This is a genomic window from Stenotrophomonas sp. 89682_Sma (assembly GCF_056481405.1).
In genome coordinates this window covers 1637895-1655501 of the sequence record NZ_CM151147.1, presented here as the reverse complement: position 1 = coordinate 1655501, position 17607 = coordinate 1637895, and the positions used below count along the sequence as shown (strand labels likewise).

Annotated in this window: 22 protein-coding genes, 1 tRNA gene and 1 riboswitch; of the genes, 9 read left to right on the top strand and 14 right to left on the bottom strand. The window is 66.4% G+C overall.

Going from position 1 to position 17607, the window contains the following annotated elements; genetic code table 11:
- Positions 1–7: 7 nt before the first annotated feature.
- The 4 genes from ACZK29_RS07715 to ACZK29_RS07700 form a co-directional block, all read right to left on the bottom strand.
- Entirely contained in the window at positions 8–469 is a 462-nt protein-coding gene (locus ACZK29_RS07715) for a GNAT family N-acetyltransferase (RefSeq protein WP_478446866.1), read from the bottom strand.
- A 104-nt stretch (positions 470–573) separates the two neighbouring features.
- A complete protein-coding gene (locus ACZK29_RS07710) occupies positions 574–2196 on the bottom strand; it encodes an FMN-binding glutamate synthase family protein (protein ID WP_478446865.1) in 1623 nt (540 codons plus the stop codon).
- Between the two features lie 55 nt (positions 2197–2251).
- The gene (locus ACZK29_RS07705; protein ID WP_111203476.1) at positions 2252–3538 is read right to left on the bottom strand and encodes a nucleotide sugar dehydrogenase; all 1287 of its coding nucleotides are present in this window, start codon (positions 3536–3538) and stop codon (positions 2252–2254) included.
- Between the two features lie 142 nt (positions 3539–3680).
- Positions 3681–4115, bottom strand: coding sequence for a BLUF domain-containing protein (locus tag ACZK29_RS07700; RefSeq protein ID WP_111203475.1), 435 nt, complete (start codon positions 4113–4115; stop codon positions 3681–3683).
- Positions 4116–4246: 131 nt separating this feature from the next.
- Between ACZK29_RS07700 and ACZK29_RS07695 the strand changes: the two genes are divergently transcribed.
- Positions 4247–4333: transfer RNA gene (locus ACZK29_RS07695), tRNA-Leu, on the top strand.
- A gap of 23 nt (positions 4334–4356) precedes the next feature.
- On the opposite strand, the gene hemN is transcribed toward ACZK29_RS07695, so the two are convergent.
- A complete protein-coding gene (hemN, locus tag ACZK29_RS07690; protein ID WP_459047542.1) occupies positions 4357–5766 on the bottom strand; it encodes an oxygen-independent coproporphyrinogen III oxidase in 1410 nt (469 codons plus the stop codon).
- A gap of 44 nt (positions 5767–5810) precedes the next feature.
- The gene (locus ACZK29_RS07685) at positions 5811–6251 is read right to left on the bottom strand and encodes a group III truncated hemoglobin (protein ID WP_049430639.1); all 441 of its coding nucleotides are present in this window, start codon (positions 6249–6251) and stop codon (positions 5811–5813) included.
- Between the two features lie 179 nt (positions 6252–6430).
- Here ACZK29_RS07685 and ACZK29_RS07680 point away from each other — a divergent pair, with 179 nt between their 5' ends.
- Together ACZK29_RS07680 and ACZK29_RS07675 are read left to right on the top strand one after the other, a co-directional pair.
- Positions 6431–6718 carry a hypothetical protein gene (locus ACZK29_RS07680; RefSeq protein WP_111203420.1) on the top strand — a complete coding sequence of 96 codons (288 nt, stop codon included), beginning with the start codon at positions 6431–6433 and terminating at the stop codon, positions 6716–6718.
- On the top strand, positions 6715–7764 hold the full coding sequence (locus tag ACZK29_RS07675; RefSeq protein WP_478446864.1) for a 4Fe-4S dicluster domain-containing protein: 1050 nt from the start codon (positions 6715–6717) through the stop codon (positions 7762–7764). The genes ACZK29_RS07680 and ACZK29_RS07675 overlap by 4 nt, the downstream gene beginning before the upstream one ends.
- Position 7765: 1 nt before the next feature.
- Here ACZK29_RS07675 and ACZK29_RS07670 read toward each other — a convergent pair whose 3' ends face one another.
- Together ACZK29_RS07670 and ACZK29_RS07665 are read right to left on the bottom strand one after the other, a co-directional pair.
- Positions 7766–8002: a hypothetical protein gene (locus ACZK29_RS07670; protein WP_005408923.1), complete on the bottom strand. Its 237-nt coding sequence runs from the start codon at positions 8000–8002 to the stop codon at positions 7766–7768.
- A 353-nt stretch (positions 8003–8355) separates the two neighbouring features.
- The gene (locus ACZK29_RS07665) at positions 8356–8565 is read right to left on the bottom strand and encodes a helix-turn-helix domain-containing protein (protein ID WP_049430635.1); all 210 of its coding nucleotides are present in this window, start codon (positions 8563–8565) and stop codon (positions 8356–8358) included.
- Between the two features lie 111 nt (positions 8566–8676).
- Here ACZK29_RS07665 and ACZK29_RS07660 point away from each other — a divergent pair, with 111 nt between their 5' ends.
- Both ACZK29_RS07660 and crcB read left to right on the top strand, forming a co-directional pair.
- Positions 8677–9078 (top strand): transcriptional regulator, encoded by a 402-nt coding sequence (locus ACZK29_RS07660; protein WP_005408921.1) that lies wholly within the window; start codon positions 8677–8679, stop codon positions 9076–9078.
- A 22-nt stretch (positions 9079–9100) separates the two neighbouring features.
- Positions 9101–9164: riboswitch (Fluoride riboswitch) on the top strand.
- A gap of 82 nt (positions 9165–9246) precedes the next feature.
- A complete protein-coding gene (gene crcB / locus ACZK29_RS07655) occupies positions 9247–9639 on the top strand; it encodes a fluoride efflux transporter CrcB (protein WP_005412844.1) in 393 nt (130 codons plus the stop codon).
- 3 nt (positions 9640–9642) lie between these two features.
- Here the strand turns inward: crcB and ACZK29_RS07650 are convergent, their stop codons facing one another.
- Positions 9643–10476, bottom strand: coding sequence for an AraC family transcriptional regulator (locus ACZK29_RS07650; RefSeq protein WP_111203418.1), 834 nt, complete (start codon positions 10474–10476; stop codon positions 9643–9645).
- Between the two features lie 134 nt (positions 10477–10610).
- On the opposite strand from ACZK29_RS07650, the gene ACZK29_RS07645 reads away from it, so the two are divergent.
- The gene (locus tag ACZK29_RS07645) at positions 10611–11105 is read left to right on the top strand and encodes a DUF6265 family protein (protein ID WP_111203417.1); all 495 of its coding nucleotides are present in this window, start codon (positions 10611–10613) and stop codon (positions 11103–11105) included.
- Between the two features lie 58 nt (positions 11106–11163).
- On the opposite strand, the gene ACZK29_RS07640 is transcribed toward ACZK29_RS07645, so the two are convergent.
- A complete protein-coding gene (locus ACZK29_RS07640) occupies positions 11164–11574 on the bottom strand; it encodes an SRPBCC family protein (protein WP_088430743.1) in 411 nt (136 codons plus the stop codon).
- 20 nt (positions 11575–11594) lie between these two features.
- A complete protein-coding gene (locus tag ACZK29_RS07635; RefSeq protein ID WP_478446863.1) occupies positions 11595–12614 on the bottom strand; it encodes an aldo/keto reductase in 1020 nt (339 codons plus the stop codon).
- A 103-nt stretch (positions 12615–12717) separates the two neighbouring features.
- Between ACZK29_RS07635 and ACZK29_RS07630 the strand changes: the two genes are divergently transcribed.
- Positions 12718–13635, top strand: coding sequence for a LysR family transcriptional regulator (locus ACZK29_RS07630; RefSeq protein WP_478446862.1), 918 nt, complete (start codon positions 12718–12720; stop codon positions 13633–13635).
- Positions 13636–13645: 10 nt separating this feature from the next.
- Here ACZK29_RS07630 and ACZK29_RS07625 read toward each other — a convergent pair whose 3' ends face one another.
- Complete coding sequence (locus ACZK29_RS07625; protein ID WP_049449133.1) at positions 13646–14164, bottom strand: P-loop nucleotide/nucleoside kinase family protein; 519 nt, start codon at positions 14162–14164, stop codon at positions 13646–13648.
- A 261-nt stretch (positions 14165–14425) separates the two neighbouring features.
- Here ACZK29_RS07625 and ACZK29_RS07620 point away from each other — a divergent pair, with 261 nt between their 5' ends.
- Positions 14426–15502 (top strand): alpha/beta hydrolase family protein, encoded by a 1077-nt coding sequence (locus tag ACZK29_RS07620; RefSeq protein ID WP_478446861.1) that lies wholly within the window; start codon positions 14426–14428, stop codon positions 15500–15502.
- A gap of 259 nt (positions 15503–15761) precedes the next feature.
- On the opposite strand, the gene ACZK29_RS07615 is transcribed toward ACZK29_RS07620, so the two are convergent.
- Together ACZK29_RS07615 and ACZK29_RS07610 are read right to left on the bottom strand one after the other, a co-directional pair.
- On the bottom strand, positions 15762–16031 hold the full coding sequence (locus tag ACZK29_RS07615) for a hypothetical protein (protein WP_005408911.1): 270 nt from the start codon (positions 16029–16031) through the stop codon (positions 15762–15764).
- A 124-nt stretch (positions 16032–16155) separates the two neighbouring features.
- Entirely contained in the window at positions 16156–16860 is a 705-nt protein-coding gene (locus ACZK29_RS07610; protein WP_478446860.1) for an ArsR/SmtB family transcription factor, read from the bottom strand.
- Positions 16861–16963: 103 nt separating this feature from the next.
- Between ACZK29_RS07610 and ACZK29_RS07605 the strand changes: the two genes are divergently transcribed.
- Entirely contained in the window at positions 16964–17605 is a 642-nt protein-coding gene (locus ACZK29_RS07605; protein ID WP_478446859.1) for a flavin reductase family protein, read from the top strand.
- Positions 17606–17607 lie beyond the last annotated feature (2 nt).

The following is a 17607-nucleotide window of genomic DNA, read 5'->3' as shown; positions in this document are numbered from 1 at the left end:
AGCTACATCACCACGGCCGGCGCATGCCCACCGACGCCAGCGCCACGCCGCTGGGATGTGGGTAGACCTTTTCGCTCACGCTGATGAACCCCTGCCGCTGATAGAACGGCACGGCATTGAGCGAGGCCGACAGCACCACCTCACGCTCGCGATCGGCCATTGCCAGCAACCGCTGCATCAGCGCCTGGCCGATGCCCTGGCCGCCACGATCCGGATCAACGAACAACGCATCGACTTCATTGGCATCGGCATCGAACACCCCGAAGCCAAGCAGGTCGCCCTGCCCGTCCTCGGCCACCACGCATCCGCCCTGCGACAACAGCCGCGCGTACTGCGACGGTGGCGGCGAGGCCGACCATGGCGCGATGACCTCGGGTGGGTAATGACTGCTGCAGGTCTCACGCACGCACCGCGTGCGCAGCGCCCACAGCATGGCCACGTCATCCATGGTGCCGGTCCTGAACCGCATGGCATCTCCTTGTAGAGCCGAGCCCATGCCCGGCTGTTCTTCGTTCCGACGTCGCGATGCCTGATCGAAAGGCGGTCGAGCATGGCTCGACTCTACAACAACGGCTATCGCGACTTGCTGGCCCGCAGTGCCTGGATCTTCGGCGGCGGCTGGAAGGAATCGCTGCGTGCGTCGGCCCAGAACGCATGGAACACGGCGTGGTCCGGCACCTTGTGCAGCAGCTCGCCCGGTTCCAGGTAACGGTACAGCGAGGCCAGCGAGCGGATCTCAACAGGCGAAACCCGACGCAGGATATGTTCCGGGCCCAGTTCCGCCGGGTCATTCAGGCCTGCAGCACACAGCAGCTCCTTCAGCGCATGCAGTGTGTGCTCATGGAAGCTGTACACACGGGTGGCCTTGTCCGGTGCGTCCAGATGCTTCCAGCGCGCCGGGTCCTGGGTGGCGATGCCGGTGGGGCACTTGTCGGTGTGGCAGCTCAGCGACTGGATGCAGCCCAGCGCGAACATGAAGCCACGCCCGGCATTGCACCAGTCGGCACCCAGCGCGATGGTGCGCGCGATGTCGAACGCACTGGTGATCTTGCCGGCCGCACCGATGCGGATGCGCTCGCGCAGGTCGAGGCCCACCAGGGTGTTGTGCACCAGCAGCAGCGCCTCGTGCATCGGCACGCCGACATGGTCGACGAACTCAGCCGGTGCCGCGCCGGTGCCGCCTTCGGCGCCGTCCACCACGATGAAGTCCGGCAGCAGCCCGGTTTCCTGCATGGCCTTGGCGATGCCGAACCACTCCCACGGGTGGCCGATGGCCAGCTTGAAACCGACCGGCTTGCCACCGGACAGCTCGCGCAGGCGGGCGACGAACTGCAACAGCTCCACGGGCGTGGAGAACGCAGAATGACGCGACGGCGACACACAGTCCACGCCCATCGGTACACCGCGCGTCACCGAGATCTCGGCGGTCACCTTCGGCGCTGGCAGCACGCCGCCATGGCCTGGCTTGGCACCCTGCGACAGCTTGATCTCGATCATCTTGACCTGGTCATGGGTGGCATTGGCAACGAAGCGCTCCTCGCTGAAACCACCCTTGTCGTCGCGGCAACCGAAGTAGCCCGAGCCGATTTCCCACACCAGGTCACCGCCCATCTCGCGGTGGTAGGGCGAGATCGAACCTTCGCCGGTGTCGTGGTAGAAACCACCGCGCCGCGCGCCTTCGTTCAGTGCGCGGATCGCATTCGCCGACAGTGAACCGAAGCTCATCGCCGAGATGTTGAACACGCTGGCCGAATAGGGCTTGGCACAGTTCGGACCGATCAGCACGCGGAAGTCATGCTTGGCGATGGCGGTCGGTGCCAAGGAATGGTTGATCCACTCGTAGTCCACCGCATAGGTGCTGCGCAGGGTGCCGAACGGTACCGTGTCCATCTCGTTCTTGGAGCGCTGGTAGATCAGCGCGCGCTGCTGGCGCGAGAACGGCACGTCCTCCAGGTCGCTCTGCACGAAGTATTGGCGGATTTCCGGTCCGATCGATTCGAGCCCGTAGCGGAAGTGCGCCATCACCGGATAGTTGCGGCGCAGCGTGCTGCGCTTCTGCAGCAGATCCCAGGTCCCCAATGCCACCATCGCGGCAGTCAGGCCGACGCCCCAATACCAGGCCGGCCATATCGTGGCCAGCCACAGGCATATCGGGAACATCAGGATGGCGAGCAGGTAGACGATATACCGGTGCATGGCTTTCCTCGGTTGCAACTGCTCCCGAGTCTACCGCGCTGCCCGCCGCCCAGGCTTACAGGCGACCGTCAACCACGTTGCGCGGCCAGGCCGATTTCACGTCGTAGACCAGCCCCCCCGGTGCCAGCAGGCCCCGGATGGCCGCTTCATCCATGGCCTTGAAGCGGGCATGGGCCACCGCCAGCACCACCGCGTCATAGCCGCCTGGAACCGGCTCGGGCAGCCACTGCACGCCGGCCTCGGCCAGCGCCGCCGGCCCCACCCACGGGTCGCTGACTTCCACCTCGGCACCGGCATCGCGCAGTCGCTGGGCCAGTTCCAGCGCGCGACTGTTGCGCAGGTCCGGGCAGTCCTCCTTGAAGGTCACGCCCAGCACCAGGACACGCGACTGCGCGGGTGCGCGGCCACGCTCGGCCAGCATGGCCAGCACCCGCGCGGCGACGTGCTCGCCGACGCGGTTGTTGACCTGCCGTGCGGTGTGGATCAGGTCCGGGTGGTAGCCCACGCTTTCGGATTTGTGCAGCAGGTAGTACGGATCCACGCCAATGCAATGCCCCCCCACCAGGCCAGGCCGGAATGGCAGGAAATTCCACTTGCTGCCCGCCGCATCGAGCACGTCCTGGGTATCGATGCCGAGCCGGTCGAAGATCAGCGCCAGCTCGTTGACCAGCGCGATGTTGACGTCGCGCTGGATGTTCTCGACCACCTTGGCTGCTTCGGCCACGCGCATCGACGGCGCCGGGAAGGTCCCGGCGTCGATGATGCGCTGGTACAGGCCATCAATCACCGCCGCGACCTCGGGCGTCGAGCCGGAGGTGATCTTGCGGATGTCGGCCAGGCGTCGCTGACGGTCACCTGGGCTGACCCGTTCCGGGCTGTAGCCGCAGTAGAAATCCTCGTTGAAGCGCAGGCCCGAGCCCTGCTCGAGCAGCGGCACGCACACCTCTTCGGTGGTGCCGGGATACACCGTGGATTCGTAGATCACCAGATCGCCCGTGCGCAGATGGCTGGCGATCAGGCGGCTGGCCGAACGCAATGGCTCCAGGTCGGGCTGCTCGTAGGCATCGATCGGGGTAGGCACGGTGACGATATAGACATTGCAGGCATCGAGCAGCGAAGGATCGCTGCCGTACTGCAGATGCGTGCCTTCGGCCAGCTCGTCAGCCTCCATCTCCAGCGTGTGATCGCGGCCACCGCGCAGCTCGGCGATGCGGCCGGCATCGATGTCAAAGCCCAGTGTCGGCCAGTGCCGGCCAAACGCCACCGCCAACGGCAGGCCGACGTAACCCAGGCCGATCACAGCGAAACGCGGCGTCACCGCCGCGGCAACGGGCACGCTCATCGGCACATCCCGTGCACCGGGTGAAACCTGATGCGTGCTGCCATGGCTTCGGCCAACCCACTCATTCGCTGTACCACTCCGGAAAACCCGCACCAGGAAGGCTACAGCCTAACGGCCCCGGCACCCCGCCGCCAAGGCGGGCTCAGGAGCCCAGCGCGACCGCAGCCGGTTCCAGCTCGCCATCGGCACCGGTCCAGGCCTGCAGCAGGCGCTCGAAACCTCCACTGCCCAGCAGGAAACCCGGCCACGCCGCGTCAACGATCTGGGTCAGCAGGTCCGCATCGATCCGCCGCGTGCCCATCGACCAGCGCGGGAACGCACGCTGCAGTACCGGCGCGCGGCACAACACCCTCATCTGCGCATGGCTGCGTGCATTGACGATGCGCTGGAACACCGAATCGATGCCATCTTCCGGGCCTTCCAGATACTGCAGGAAGCGGCTGCCATCGAACATCAGCACACCGGTGACACCCGCTACACGATTGAAGGCCGTGGCATCGGCCAGCAGGCGATCAAGATCGGTTGTCCGCAGATCGGCGCGGGCCTCACTGGCATAGGCAATCGCGTGCAGCGACATCGGGTGGCTCCCCCCCCGGGAACGATGGTTGCGACTATGACATGAACAGGGATAACAGTTAAGCACGTCACCGGCGCGACGCGATCCGGTCGCCGCGCTGCAGGTGGGCTACAATCGGCGCCGCGCTGCAGGCCCGGATGGCGAAACTGGTAGACGCATCGGACTTAAAATCCGCCGGGGGCAACCCCATGCCGGTTCGATTCCGGCTCCGGGCACCACACGCACGCAGCACATCCCGCTTTCAGATCGCCCGCGAGTAACGTGGTTGCTCATGTGCGGCACGCAGATACGGGTCGAAGCACATTGCCAGCAACCGCAGCAACGGTCGCCCGGGTTCGCTGGCACGCACCACGCCATCGCGGTATTCGGCCAGGCCATCTTCCTGCAGCCGCTGTACCGAACGCAGGTCCTCGGCGAAGTACTGCTGGAAATCCACGCCGTGGCGCTGCCCCAGCACTGCACCATCCACCTCGCCCTGGCACATCAGCTGCTGGATCAGCTCCGCGCGCAGCTGGTCGTCGGCACTCAGCGCGACACCGCGCCAGACCGGCAACTGTCCCTGGTCCACCGCGTCCTCCCACGACGGCAGGTCACGTGGATTCTGGCTGTAGGTGGCACCGATATGGCTGATCGCACTGACGCCCAGGCCGAGCAGATCGGTATCGGCGTGGGTGGTGTAGCCCATGAAGTTGCGATGCAGCTGGCCGGCACGCTGCGCGCGTGAAAGATCCTCCTCCGGCAATGCGAAATGATCCATGCCGATGTACTGGTAGCCGGCCGCGGAGAGCTTCTCCACCGCCAGCCCCAGCAGCGCCAGCTTGTCTTCTGGAGAGGGCAAGCGGCTTTCGTCGATCTGCTTCTGCGCGCGGAACAGATGCGGCAGGTGTGCGTAGCCGTAGACCGCCAGGCGGTCGGGGCGCAGCGCCAGTACCCGGTCCAGGGTTCGCCCGAATCCCTCCAGGCTCTGCCCGGGCAGGCCGTAGATCAGGTCGACATTGACCGAACGCATGCCGCTGTCGCGGCACGCACGGAGGATGTCCAGGGTCTGCTGCACGCCCTGCACGCGGTTGATCGATTCCTGCACCAACGGGTCGAAATCCTGCACGCCCAGGCTGGCCCGGTTGAACCCCAGCCGCGCCAGCATCCCCACGTCGCGGGCATCGATGAAGCGCGGATCGAGCTCGATCGAAAAATCGCGCTGCGGCGAATCGCTGAAGTCAAAGCGACGGCGCAGGCCTTCCACCAGCGTGGTCATCGCCTCGGCATCCAGGAAATTCGGCGTACCGCCACCCAGGTGCAGCTGGATGACCTCGCGACCGTCATCGAACTGTGGTGCCAGCAGATCGGCCTCGGCCAGCAGGCGCGACACATAGCTGTGGCCACGACCGCGATCGCGGGTGATCACCCGGTTGCAGCCGCAGTAGAAGCACGGGCTGGAACAGAACGGCACATGCACGTACAGCGACAGCGCGCGTGCCAGCTTGTTGCTGTCGGCAATCGCCTGGCGCAGCGCCGGTGCATCGAAGCCATCGTGGAAGTGCGGCGCGGTCGGATACGAGGTGTAGCGTGGCCCCGGCCGGTCATGCCGGCGCAGAAGGTCGGGGTCGAAGGTCCAGGCCAGGCCACCGGCGGCGGGAGAGAACGTGTCCATGCCACCAGCATCGCGCCGGACGGCCGCTACCGCCTTGACCCAGATCAATCCTTGGCGGCGATCCCCAGCACCGGCAGCCCGACCTGCGGCCAGCGCAGCATCTGGTAGCGCTTCCAGAAGGTATCGCCGATGCGTGCGGCCACGTCGTTGGCCAGTTCCTGCATCGCCGGGTTGTCGCATTCGGCCGTGGTGATCCGGAACAGCACCAGCCATCGGTCGAACAGGTCCTTGTCCAGCTCGATGGCCATGTGCTTGGACATCGGCGAGCCCTTGAAGCGGCGGGTACCGCGCAGCATCGCCGACCAGAAGTCGACCAGCTGTGCCAGGTGCTCTGGCCAGTCGTGCACATGCGCCTCGAACACCGGCCCGAGGCGCTCTTCCTCGCGCACGCGCGCGTAGAAGTCGTGGACCAGGCGGGTCACCTCCTGCTCGGTACACAACCCAGGCGAGGCGACGGGGAGAACAGGCGGCGGTGTTGCGTTCATCGGGGTACCCAAAGCGTGCCGGCAGTGTGCCGCAGCGAGGCGGCACCACCGTTGATCCAGATCAATGTCGGCGCAGTCGGCTGCACCTAGGCTGGCACGCCTGCAGGAAGCATGCCCTGCGGATGCTGCGCCAACCTCGGCGGAGTATACGCGCCGCCCACTTTTCGATCCGGGACAGCATGAACAGACCCTCTCCCAGCCGCCGCCAGCAGCTGATCCAGCACTGGGGCGCCATCCTTTGGCCCAGCTTCATCGCCGCGGGCGTGGCCAGCGTGGTGTTCTTCGCCTTCGTCGATCCCCTGCGCCTGCAGGCAATCAGTTTCCCGGACACCTCCATCAGCCGCGAGCTGGGCTATACCGCAGGCTTCTTCATGTTCTGGACGGTGACGGCGCTGTCCAGCGCGGTCACCTGGTACCTGCAACGCCCGATGCCCAGTGACGACGACGACGAGCTGCCACTGGGATGAGCGCGCGCCCTACCTCGAGAACCAGGCCCCGGCACTGGCGCGGCACGCTCAGCACAGCCCTGCTGGCGCTGTTCTACGCCCTGCCGTGGCTGCGCTGGGACGGGCGGCAGGCGTTGCTGCTGGACATCAACGCACGGCGCTTCGACCTGTTCGGCTGGACCCTGTGGCCCAGCGACGTCGGCGTGCTGATCGGCCTGCTGGCGGTGCTCGCGGTGGGCCTTGCCCTGCTCACCCACCTCGCCGGGCGCATCTGGTGCGGCCACGCGTGCCCGCAGACACTTTGGCGCCGCGCCTTCGACTGGATCGCCGGCGGCATGGTCCGCACGCTTCCGGCACGCGTTGCGCGCGCGGCCACGCAGCTGGCCTGGGGGCTGCTCTCACTGTGGACCGGCATCACCTTCGTGGGCCTGTTCAGCCCGATCGCCGAGCTGGTGATCGCAGCGCCGCGTGCTGGCTGGAGCGGCTGGGAGACCTTCTGGGTGCTGTTCTACGCCGCCGCCACCTGGGGCAATGCCGGTTTCCTGCGCGAACAGGTCTGCCGTTCGTTGTGCCCATTCGCACGCATGCAGCCGCTGCTGACCGATCCACACACGCCACGCATGCTGTACGACGCCCGCCGCGGCGAGCCGCGTGGGCCGCGCCCGTCGGGGCTGGGCGGCGTACTGGGCCGGGGTCGCGGCCTGCTCGACCCGACCACCGCCCAGGACTACGTGTTCCGCGCCGCGCACCCGCTGCTGGCCGGACCGATGCCGACCTTCAACGCCGATCGTCTCGGAGACTGCACCGATTGTGCCGCCTGTGTCAGCGCCTGCCCGATGCAGTTGGACATCCGCCAGGGGCCGCAGGCCGACTGCCTGGCCTGCGGCGCCTGTCTGGAAGCCTGCGCACAGCAACAGCACCGGGCCGGGTTCGGTCCGGGGCTGGTGCGCTACTGCAGTCCGCAGGCGATGGCCGGGCAACAGAAGCGCTGGTGGCGACCCCGGACCCTGGCCCTGCTGTGCTTGATGCTGACGCTGCTTGCCTTCGGCGCCTGGCGCTTGCTCTGAATCAACGCGGCCCGTCGGCGTGCGGCGGAACCAGCTGCGCACGTCGGACAATGCCCAGCTGCTCGATGATCAGCGCCATTTCGTTGGTGAACTCGGTACGCTCGGTCCCCTGCGGGACGAGCCGGTCCAGCACCTGCTGGTAGGTATCCCAGAACGCCGGACCGCATCCGTGTTTGTGATAGCTGGCTTCCAGTTCGCGGCGTACCCGTTCAGCCAAGCCATGCATGCCGTATTCCATACGACCTCCGTTGGACTTGTTCTGCATCGTTGACGGTCTACCGACTCACTTGCGTGCTACTGAAAGACTCCCGGGCTTCACGTCCGGTTGATCCAAATTAGTCACAGATTTCACGACAGGTCAATTACATGCAGCGACTTTCGCGATTGAAATTATTAATCGTTCACGAAACTACATACGGGACCCCGCCCCTCCCGGATGGGGTGAAGCCGACAACGCGACCCAGGCACCTGTCACGGCAGCCGGTAGGCGTCGACGATCGGTACTGCCAGAACGATCAGTTTTTCCTATTTTGCTAAGTGTACTTAGCCGAATGCGCTTAGCGTGCTAAATGCGACAAAAAGCGGCGTAATTCAGATGGATTCGACTTCGGCGGCGGCAGTTGCGGGGAACAGGTTCGGGTAGCGCTGATGCAGGATGTACTGCCGCAGAGCCGGAATCGGGAAGTCTTTCGGCCATTGCGATACTGCGGAACGGCTGATGCCGAAGAAGCGCGCCAGCTCCGCATCGGTCTGGAATCCCAGCCGCGTGCGCACCTGCCGCTTGTTCCAGAATTCGGTCATGGTCTGCCCTTCTGTTAACCAGACTTATTCTTGCGGCAAGGATTCTTCGCATTCCACGCGTTAAGCTGGCTTGCATAGATGAATACTCTCGGCCAACGACTCGCCGCCGCCATGAAGAAAGCCGGGCACCCCCGCCCGGCCGATCTGGCCCGCGCCGCCAAATCCACCACGGCAACCATCAGCAACTGGCTCAACGACCATGTCAGTGCGTCCCATGTGAAAGCCGAGCAGCTGTTCCGCATCGCAGATGCGGCCAAGCTGGACGCACGCGAGCTGCTGTACGGAGTGAACGGGCGCGGCGTCGGGGAGCCGGGTAACGCCTACATTCCCAGCCAGGCCCACCTGGATGTATGGCAGGACGCCTACGAGCTGGTCAGTCATCTGGTGGCCGAGAATGGCCTGGAAATCGACCACCGCCGCCACGCGGCGCTGGACCTGCTCGCGTTCGAACTGCTGATGGATGGCTTCAGCCGCAGCAAGGTCGCCCGCGTGCTGACCACCTCGATGACGTGAATGCACTACCGCTGGTAGCATGGAGCACGATGGGGATGGGGCTCCCCCGATAACCGCCTGAGAAGGCTGATGGCTCCTGCCAAGACGAACCCGGTGTTCGTCGATGGCAGGCCGTGCCTGCCCTCGGCGTTCGCCATCGACCCTGCGAACCCGCATTCGAGGCACGCCATGCAAGCATTGAACAACTATTTCTTGGTCTTCGTCGGCGGCGGCATCGGTGCCTGCCTGCGCCACGCCTGCAACCTGATCGGCGCCCGAGTGGCCGTCGGCAGCCCCTGGCCGTGGTCGACCTTCCTGATCAACATCAGCGGCGCCCTGCTGATGGGCGTGGTGGTCGAGGTCTTCGCGATGCGCAATGGTGCCTCGCCGCAGCTTCGCCTGTTGCTCGCCACCGGCATCCTTGGCGGCTACACCACGTTCTCTACCTATGCGCTGGAGATCGGCCTGCTGCTGCAGCGCGGGCAGCACGGACTGGCCGCGCTGTATGCCGGTGGCTCGGTGGCGCTGGGCCTTGCCGGCCTGTTCGGTGGCATGAAGCTGGCCCGGTTGGTCCTGGGCTGAGGCTCAGGCCGCGCCAGCACGCGCCTGTCCGCGCCATTCGCGTGGCGACTGCCCCGTGTGCGCCTTGAACGCGCGCGAGAGTGCCGCCTCGCTGCCGTAGCCCACCTCGTCGGCAATCCGCTTCAGCGGCCGGCCCTGGCGCAGCGCCTGCTGCGCCAGCCCGACCCGCCAGCCTTGCAGGTACTGGCCCGGGGTGGTCCCCATCGCTTCGCGGAAGCTGGCGGCGAACACGCTGCGTGACATGCCGGCCACCTCGGCCAGATCCTCCAGCGTCCACCCCTGCGCCGGGGCTTCGTGCATCGCCACCAGCGCCAACCGCAATCGCGGATGGCCAAGCCCAGCGAACAGACCGCCGCGCATTTCGCCACCTTCCATCAGCTGGCGCAGCACCTGGATCATCACCACCTCGAACAGGCGGTTGACCATCGCCGCTCGCCCGCAACGCTGCTCGAACGCTTCTTCGAACAACAACTCCAGGGCCGCCTTGCCGCCATACAGCTCGGCCAGTGGCAGGCAGATGAAATCCGGCAACGCGGCGCTGATCGGATTGAGCCGGCCGCCTTCGAAATGCAGGTTCGCGCAGGCCATGTCGGCGCCCTGCTGTGGGTCGGTACTGAAGCGGTGCGGCATCGGCCGCGGATACAGCAGCAGGCTGGGCACATCCACCTGTACGGTCTGCTGGGCATGACTGACCTGCAGCGGGCCACGTCGCACCAGGTGCAGCTGCCCGGCTTCATCCTCACCCTCCAGCGTGTTGATGCCGCACAGCGCACCGGCATGGAACACCGAGGCGGTGACCGCGAAGCGTTCAAGCAGAATGGCGAGGCGATCGACCATGGCGGGACGTTGGGTCAAGCGAGACAGGCTCAGTGCGACAGATCGTATCGGAATCACTGCAGGAAAGGAGGGCACTGGCCCGGCGATCCACCGGGCGCTATACAGGCCACAGATTCCCGCGCATGGAGGCACCGATGTCGATCCGCACCGCCCCGGCCCTGCTGACGCTGCTGCTTGCGGTGGCCCACGCACAGGCCTCGCCGCCGTCGAAGATCGAACACCTGGCGTGGCTGGCCGGTTGCTGGCAGCTTGATGGGCAGCCGCCCGGCGCCGGCGAGCAGTGGTCCAGCCTTGCTGGAAACACCCTGTTCGGCAGCAGCCGCAGCCTTCGTGACGGGCGAACCGTCGGCTTCGAATTCATGCAACTGCGCCAGCACGATGATGGGCGCCTGGTGCTGACCGCCCTGCCCTCTGGCCAGAACGCCACGGACTTCAACGCCACGCGGGTCGATGGCAACGAAGCGGTGTTCGAGAACCCGGCCAACGACTTTCCGCAGCGCATCCGCTACCGGCGCCTGGACGAGCAGCGGGCGAATGCGCGCATCGAGATCGCGCAGGACAATCCGGAACAGGCAATGGATTTCCCGATGCACCGCATCGCCTGCGGTGGGCCGGCTCCCGCACGCTGACACACAAACGCCCCGGACCGGCCGGGGCGCCTGCATGCGGTCAACGCCACACGGGCATTCACCCGGCCAGCGTGGTTTCCAGGGCCTTCAGGCCATCGCGATAGATGCCCTCGAACAGCGCGGACGCTTCTTCGTTGCTGACGCCCACCGGAGTGAACTCACCGGACCAGTCGATCCGCGAACCGTCGCCCTGCTCGACCACACGCAGGGTGGATCGATAGCCGCTGACCGGGAACGGGGCCTGCAGGATCGAGTAGGTGTAACTGCGATCGGCCTGGTCGAAGGCTTCCAGGCGCTCGACGATGGCATCGCCATCGGGATTGGCCAGATGGCGCACGCGACCGCCTTCGCTGAGCGTGCTCTGGGGAATGTACGGAAGCCAGTCGGGCAATGAATCGAAGCCGCCGATGAGGTTCCAGACTTGGTCGGCCGGGGTCGGCACGGTGATGGATACAAAAGCAGTTGCCATGGGAATGTCTCCTTCGGGACTCAGATGTTGTCGATCGGCAGCGGGGCGTTGGCCGCGACCAGGCCCTGGGCGCGCAGCGCCTGCCAGAACCCGGCCGGGATGATTTCCTTCAGTGCGGCGTAGTCTTCGGCGATGCGCTCGGGACGGCTGGCGCCCGGGATCACCGCAGCCACTGCCGGGTTGGCCAGCGAGAACTGCAACGCGGCCGCCTTGATGCTGATGCCGTACTCGGCCGCGATGGCCTTGATGCGCTCGACCTTGGCCAGGATCTCCGGCGACGCCTTCTGGTACTCGAAGTGGCTGCCACCGGCCAGCACGCCGGAGCTGTACGGACCGCCGACCACGATGCCGGTGTTGCGCTCGGCCGCCTTGGTCATCACCCGCTGCAGCGCACGCTCGTGGTCGAGCAGCGAATAGCGGCCGGCCAGCAGGAAGCCGTCGGGACGGACTTCATCCAGGTCCAGGGTCAGCTCGATCGGCTCGACACGGTTGACGCCCAGGCCCCAGGCCTTGATCACGCCTTCCTCGCGCAGGCGGGTCAGCACCTTGAAGGCGCCGCGGCGTGCAGTCTCGAAATAGGACAGCCACTCATCGCCGTAGAAGTCCTGGGCGATGTCATGCACCCAGACGATATCCAGGCGATCGGTCTTCAGGCGCGTGAGGCTGTCGTCGATGGAGCGCAGGGTGGCATCGGCCGAATAGTCGTTGACCAGCTTGTTGGGGCGGCCGGCGACGAACAGGCCGCCCTTCTCGCCAAGGTCGCGGGCGCTGGTGTCTTCCACTTCGTCCAGGATCAGGCGGCCGACCTTGGTGCTGAGCACGAAGTCATCGCGGTTGCGCTTGGCCAGCGCGTCGCCAAGGCGGATCTCGGCCAGGCCTGCGCCATAGAACGGGGCGGTATCGAAGTAGCGGGTGCCCTGTTCCCAGGCCGCGTCCACCGTGGCCTGGGCCTCGGCTTCCGGAATGTCACGGAACATGTTGCCCAGTGGGGCGGTGCCGAAGCCGAGGGTCTTGCCAGCCAGCAGCGTGTTGATGCTCATGGATTCCCCCTTGGGGAGGTTGTTGAAGTTGAGGCACAGGCTAGGCTTGCCCGATAAGACCCTCCAAGACATAATTTGATTATCTTGAGTCCTACAAGGTCTTATGCTCGACCTCCGCCAACTGCGCTACTTCGTGGCAGTCGCCGAAGATGAACACGTCGGCCGCGCTGCCGAGCGCCTTCACATCTCCCAATCCCCGCTCAGCCGGCAGATCGCCCAGCTGGAGGAACGGCTGGAGCTGCAGCTGTTCGAACGCTCGCAGCAGCGCATCCGGCTGACCGCCGATGGCCGTACCTTCCTGGCCGAGGCGCGGGCCCTGCTGACCCATGCCAACCGGCTGGAATCGCTGGCACGCCGGCTCGGCCGCGGCGACGAAGGCGGCCTGTGCATCGGCTATCTGGAGTACGCGATGCACTCCGGCGTATTGCCCACCGCCCTGCGCGAACTGCGCGGCGATCGCCCGGCGGTGCATATCGCGCTCTACAACCAGCAGTCGGACGTGCAGCTGGAAGGCCTGCGACAACGCAGCCTGGACATCGCCCTGGTCTGCGAACCACCGGCGTTCGACGATCCGGACCTGGAAGCCACGCAGGTGCTGAACGACCCGATGCTGCTGGCCGTGCCGGCCGACCACCCGCTGGCCAGCGCAGAGACCATCACGCCAGAGGATCTGGCCAGCCAGCAGTGGATCGGCGTGATGCACAGGGAAAACGCACTGCGCCACGACACCTTCATCGCCGCGTGTGCGAAAGCCGGGTTCACCCCGACCATCGCCATGGAAGCGACCGAGCCACTGGCCGCGCTTGGCCTGGTTGCCGCCGGCCTGGGCCTGACCACCGTCCAGCAGAGCCTGGATCACCAGGCGCCGGACGGCGTGGTGCTGCGCGAGCTGCCGTGGTTCAGCTACCGCACACCGCTGTGGGCGGCCTGGCACCACATTAACCTGCGCCCCCTGGTCGAGACCTTCCGCAGGACGCTCGTGCGCACCGCCACCGAAGGCAAGCCGGCAGTCGGCGACTGAGCCGACCGCGCTATGCCGGGCCTGCCTCGGTGTAGCGCATCACCATGAAACCCTCTTCTGCGGCCGGTGCAACGAAGTGGCGGGTGATCTGCTCGAATTCCTCATCGCTGGCCTGGAAGGGATGCTCGCCGCATGCATTGCGTGCACGCAGCCGCGCCTTGCAGACCTCGTCGGCGATATCGAGGAAGTGCAGTTGATGCGCGGCGCCCACTGGCGAGAACACCGCACGTGCCCACCCGCGGGTGGCGGGCGTGTTGAAGGGGAAATCGAGCACCACCGAGACGCCGGCCTGCAGCAGCGCACGCAGATGATCGGTCAGCACGCTGCGCAGCGTGGCTGCGCGCTGCAGATAATCGGCGACGGAGTGGATTTCGCCCGGGTGCAGCGTGGCCAACCAGGCATCTTCGCTGATCAATACGTGGCGAGGCTTGGCCGCCAGCTGTTGCGACAACGTCGATTTGCCTGCGCCGATCTTGCCGCACAGCAGGTGCAGGGTTGCGCCGCCATCGGCGGATGAAGGGTGTTGCATCTGCGATCTCCTCGGTGGATTCCAGTTCCCGGGAGAGCGCTGCCTGCAATCCGCCTTCCCGGGCGGGTTGCAGGGCCGTGACGACCGCGCGCTACCCCGCCTTCCCGTGGGGAATGCGGATAATCGACGCGGTGACGTGCGGGACCATGTCGACAGCGTAGAGCGCCGCCTGTTCGGCCCGCAATCCCCTGCGGCAGTGCAGCGCGCGCAACGTTTCGCTGGCATCTATGCTCGGCGCCATTCCCGCATGGAATGACCACGATGCGCCCCTTGCTTCGATGTGCCCTCGCCCTTGGCCTGCTGCTTCCTTCGACGGCATTGCTGGCAACGCCACCCACGGCGCCACGCACGCTCAGCGGCGAGCTGCAGGGCGCCCCCTGGCGGCTGGATGTACCGGCAGACTGGAACGGCGACCTGGTGATGCTGGCCCATGGCTATGAGCCCGTGGGCGCGCCGCGCACCACGCCGATGGCTGCCAACGACAGCATGGCAGCGCTGCTGGGCGCCGGTTACGCCGTCGCGCAGAGCGCGTATTCCAGCCAGGGCTGGGCGGTGGCTGATGCGGTCAACGACATGGAACACCTGCGACAACATGCGCTGGATGAACTCAAGCGCGTGCAGCACACCTGGATCCTGGGCTTCTCGATGGGCGGTGCCGTGGCCATTGGCAGCCTCGAGCGCTTCCCGCAGCACTATGCCGGTGGCGTGTCGCTGTGCGGCGCCAATCTCAGCGGCGAACAGATCGCGGCCGACCTGCTCACCACGCTGGTCGCGTTCGACTATTTCTTCCCCAAGGCCGAGGGGCTGCCGGGCACCGGGCTGGCATCGCGCCAAGCCGCCATGCTGCCGCAGGGTGAGCTGTACCAGAGTATCGCCACTGCATTGCAGCGCGACCCAGCGCATGCCGCGTTGCTGGCGCAGCGGCTGCAGGTTTCCCCCGACGAAGTAGCCGGCACGATCAGCCTGCACGCCCTGGTCCTGCATGAACTGGCCACACGCAGCGGTGGCATGCCGGTTGGCAACATGGGCGTGGTCTACAGCGGCTTCGGCGATGACGCCGCATTCAACGCTGGGGTGCGGCGCCTGGATGCTGTACCTGCCGCGCAGGCCAAGGTACGTGCGACGCTGGCGCTGACCGGCGCACTGAAGCGACCGCTGGTGATCCAGTTCAACCACAACGACCCGACCATCGTGCCGCACATGCAGACGGTGTATCCGCAGTTGGCCGCACACGCCGGTGCGCGGCCAGCGCCGCGGGTACTGCCATCGGTGGGCGAAGGGCATTGTGGCTTTTCGGAAGCACAGGTTGTCGATGCCTTGAAGACAGTGCAACGCTGAGTCCATCGCGTAGCGAAACGTGTCCGCCAGGCTGGCAACGCTTACGGTGCAAGGACCCGCGCAGCATGTGTCGCCTCCCCTCGATCCGACCGCGCACCTGTTCGGCATGCCCGAAGGCGAGTGGCTGGGCTTCGACATGTCGGTGCCGTTTGGCCACCCCGGTGTCGGCCGACCAGCACAGTGCCATTCGATGCGCGCGGTCAGATCGGCGCGCTCGGCCAGGTCTTGGCCGTGCGCCCGTAGCCGCAGCAGGCGGGGATCAGCCGCCCAGCGTGCCCATCGTGAAGGTGTAGCCCGAGCTCATCAGGAATTCGCGCATGCGCATTTCCGCGCGCCGCGGTGAGGCCAGGTTGGCCGGCGCATACAGGGCATACACCAGGCCCGATCCCTCGATATGCTCGCGGCGGACTTCGCAGCGGGCGGTTTCTGAGGCAATCACCCATCCATCCTTCAGCCGCTCCGGCCCGATGGATTGCCCGTTCTTCAGCCGAAAGGTCAGCCAGCGCACATCTGCCATGATTTTGCTCATTTCCGGCTCGCTCCGTGCCCGAAGCGACCCGTGATGTCCTTGCTCGCCATTGCAGCTCCCTGAGACGTGGAACTCGACCATAGCGCCTTGCCATGTCGTGGGTGACTGAGACTGAGCGGGCGCCTCAGGTCGCCAGGTTGAACAGCCGCCACAGCGCCTCGCGCCCGGGTGGCGTCAGCCGCAGTTCGCGCCGGCCCTCGACGCGCCGCAGCCAATCGTTGTTCACGAAACTGTCCAGCATCGCCTCACCGACCAGCCCTGCCAGGTGCGGCCGCCGTTCGGTGCAGTCCAGGCAGCCACGGCAGTAGCGCGCCGGCTTGGCCGTCACCGGCTGCTGCAGGAGCTCGCGCAACGGCAGGCCCAGTCCGGCAAGGAATGCGGCGCCTCCAGCGCTGATCTGCCAATGCCCTTCGCATGGCAGTACATGCCCCGCCTGCAGCAGGCGATCGGTGATGGCGACCGCGTGCACGCCGGCCAGGTGCCGATAGCAGGAACGCGCCTCGCGCAGTGCAGGCATGCTGCGTGACGCTGCGGCGGTGCACGAGGGCGTGCGGTCGGCCACGCGCAGGATGCCTTCGAGCATCTCTGCCACCTCGCTCGAGGCCAGCCGGTGGTAGCGATGACGCCCCTGCGCCACCGCCACCAGCAGGTCGCCCTCGACCAGCCTGCGCAGGTGCGTGCTCGCCGTCTGCGGGCTTACCCCGGCCACGCGCGCCAGCTCCGTCGCGGTATAGGCCCGTCCATCCATCAGCTGCAGCAGCATGGCGGCACGCGCCTGGTCCCCGACCAGGGCACCGACACTGACAAGGGAACCGGAGGTGTGGACCATGCCGCATTGTGGCATGCCGTCATCTGCCGACAGTTCGATGCAGGCCGAAGCGTCTGCAGCCGCTGGCACGGCACAGTGGCCGCCCGCAACCGCGAGACCTGCCGTGAAGACCGCTTCGATCCATCGCCGCCGCATCACCCCTTCGGTCCTGTACCCAGGCACGCCCGTGCTGCTGATGACCACGTTGAATGACGATGGCAGCAGCAACATCAGCCCGCTTTCTTCGTTCTGGGCACTGGGCAACCGGGTGGTGCTGGGCCTCGGCACGCACGGCCAGGGCTATCGCAACCTGCAGCTGCGCAACGAGTGCGTGCTGAACTTCCCCTCCTCCGCGCAGGCCGCACAGGTCGAGGCCATCGCCAGAGCGACCGGCTGCAACCCTGTGCCGGCCGCCAAGCAGGCGATGGGCTACGTGCATGTGCGTGACAAATTCGCGCTGGGCGGGTTCAGCCCCGTCGCATCCACCCACGTTGCTCCGCTGACCATTGCCGAGTGCCCGCTGCAGGTGGAGGCCAGCGTAATGGCGATGCATCCGCCAGGCGAAGATGATGGCCAGGGCTTCGTGATCGTCGAAGGCCGCATCCGCTGCGTGCATGCGCACGAAGACATCACCGTGGACGGCACCCAGCACATCGATGTGGCGCGCTGGAAACCGCTGATCTACCTGTTCCGGCACTGCCTGGGCGTGAGCGCGCCGGTCGGGCGCAACTTCCGTGCGGAGACACCCATGCGCCTTCCCGCCTAGCG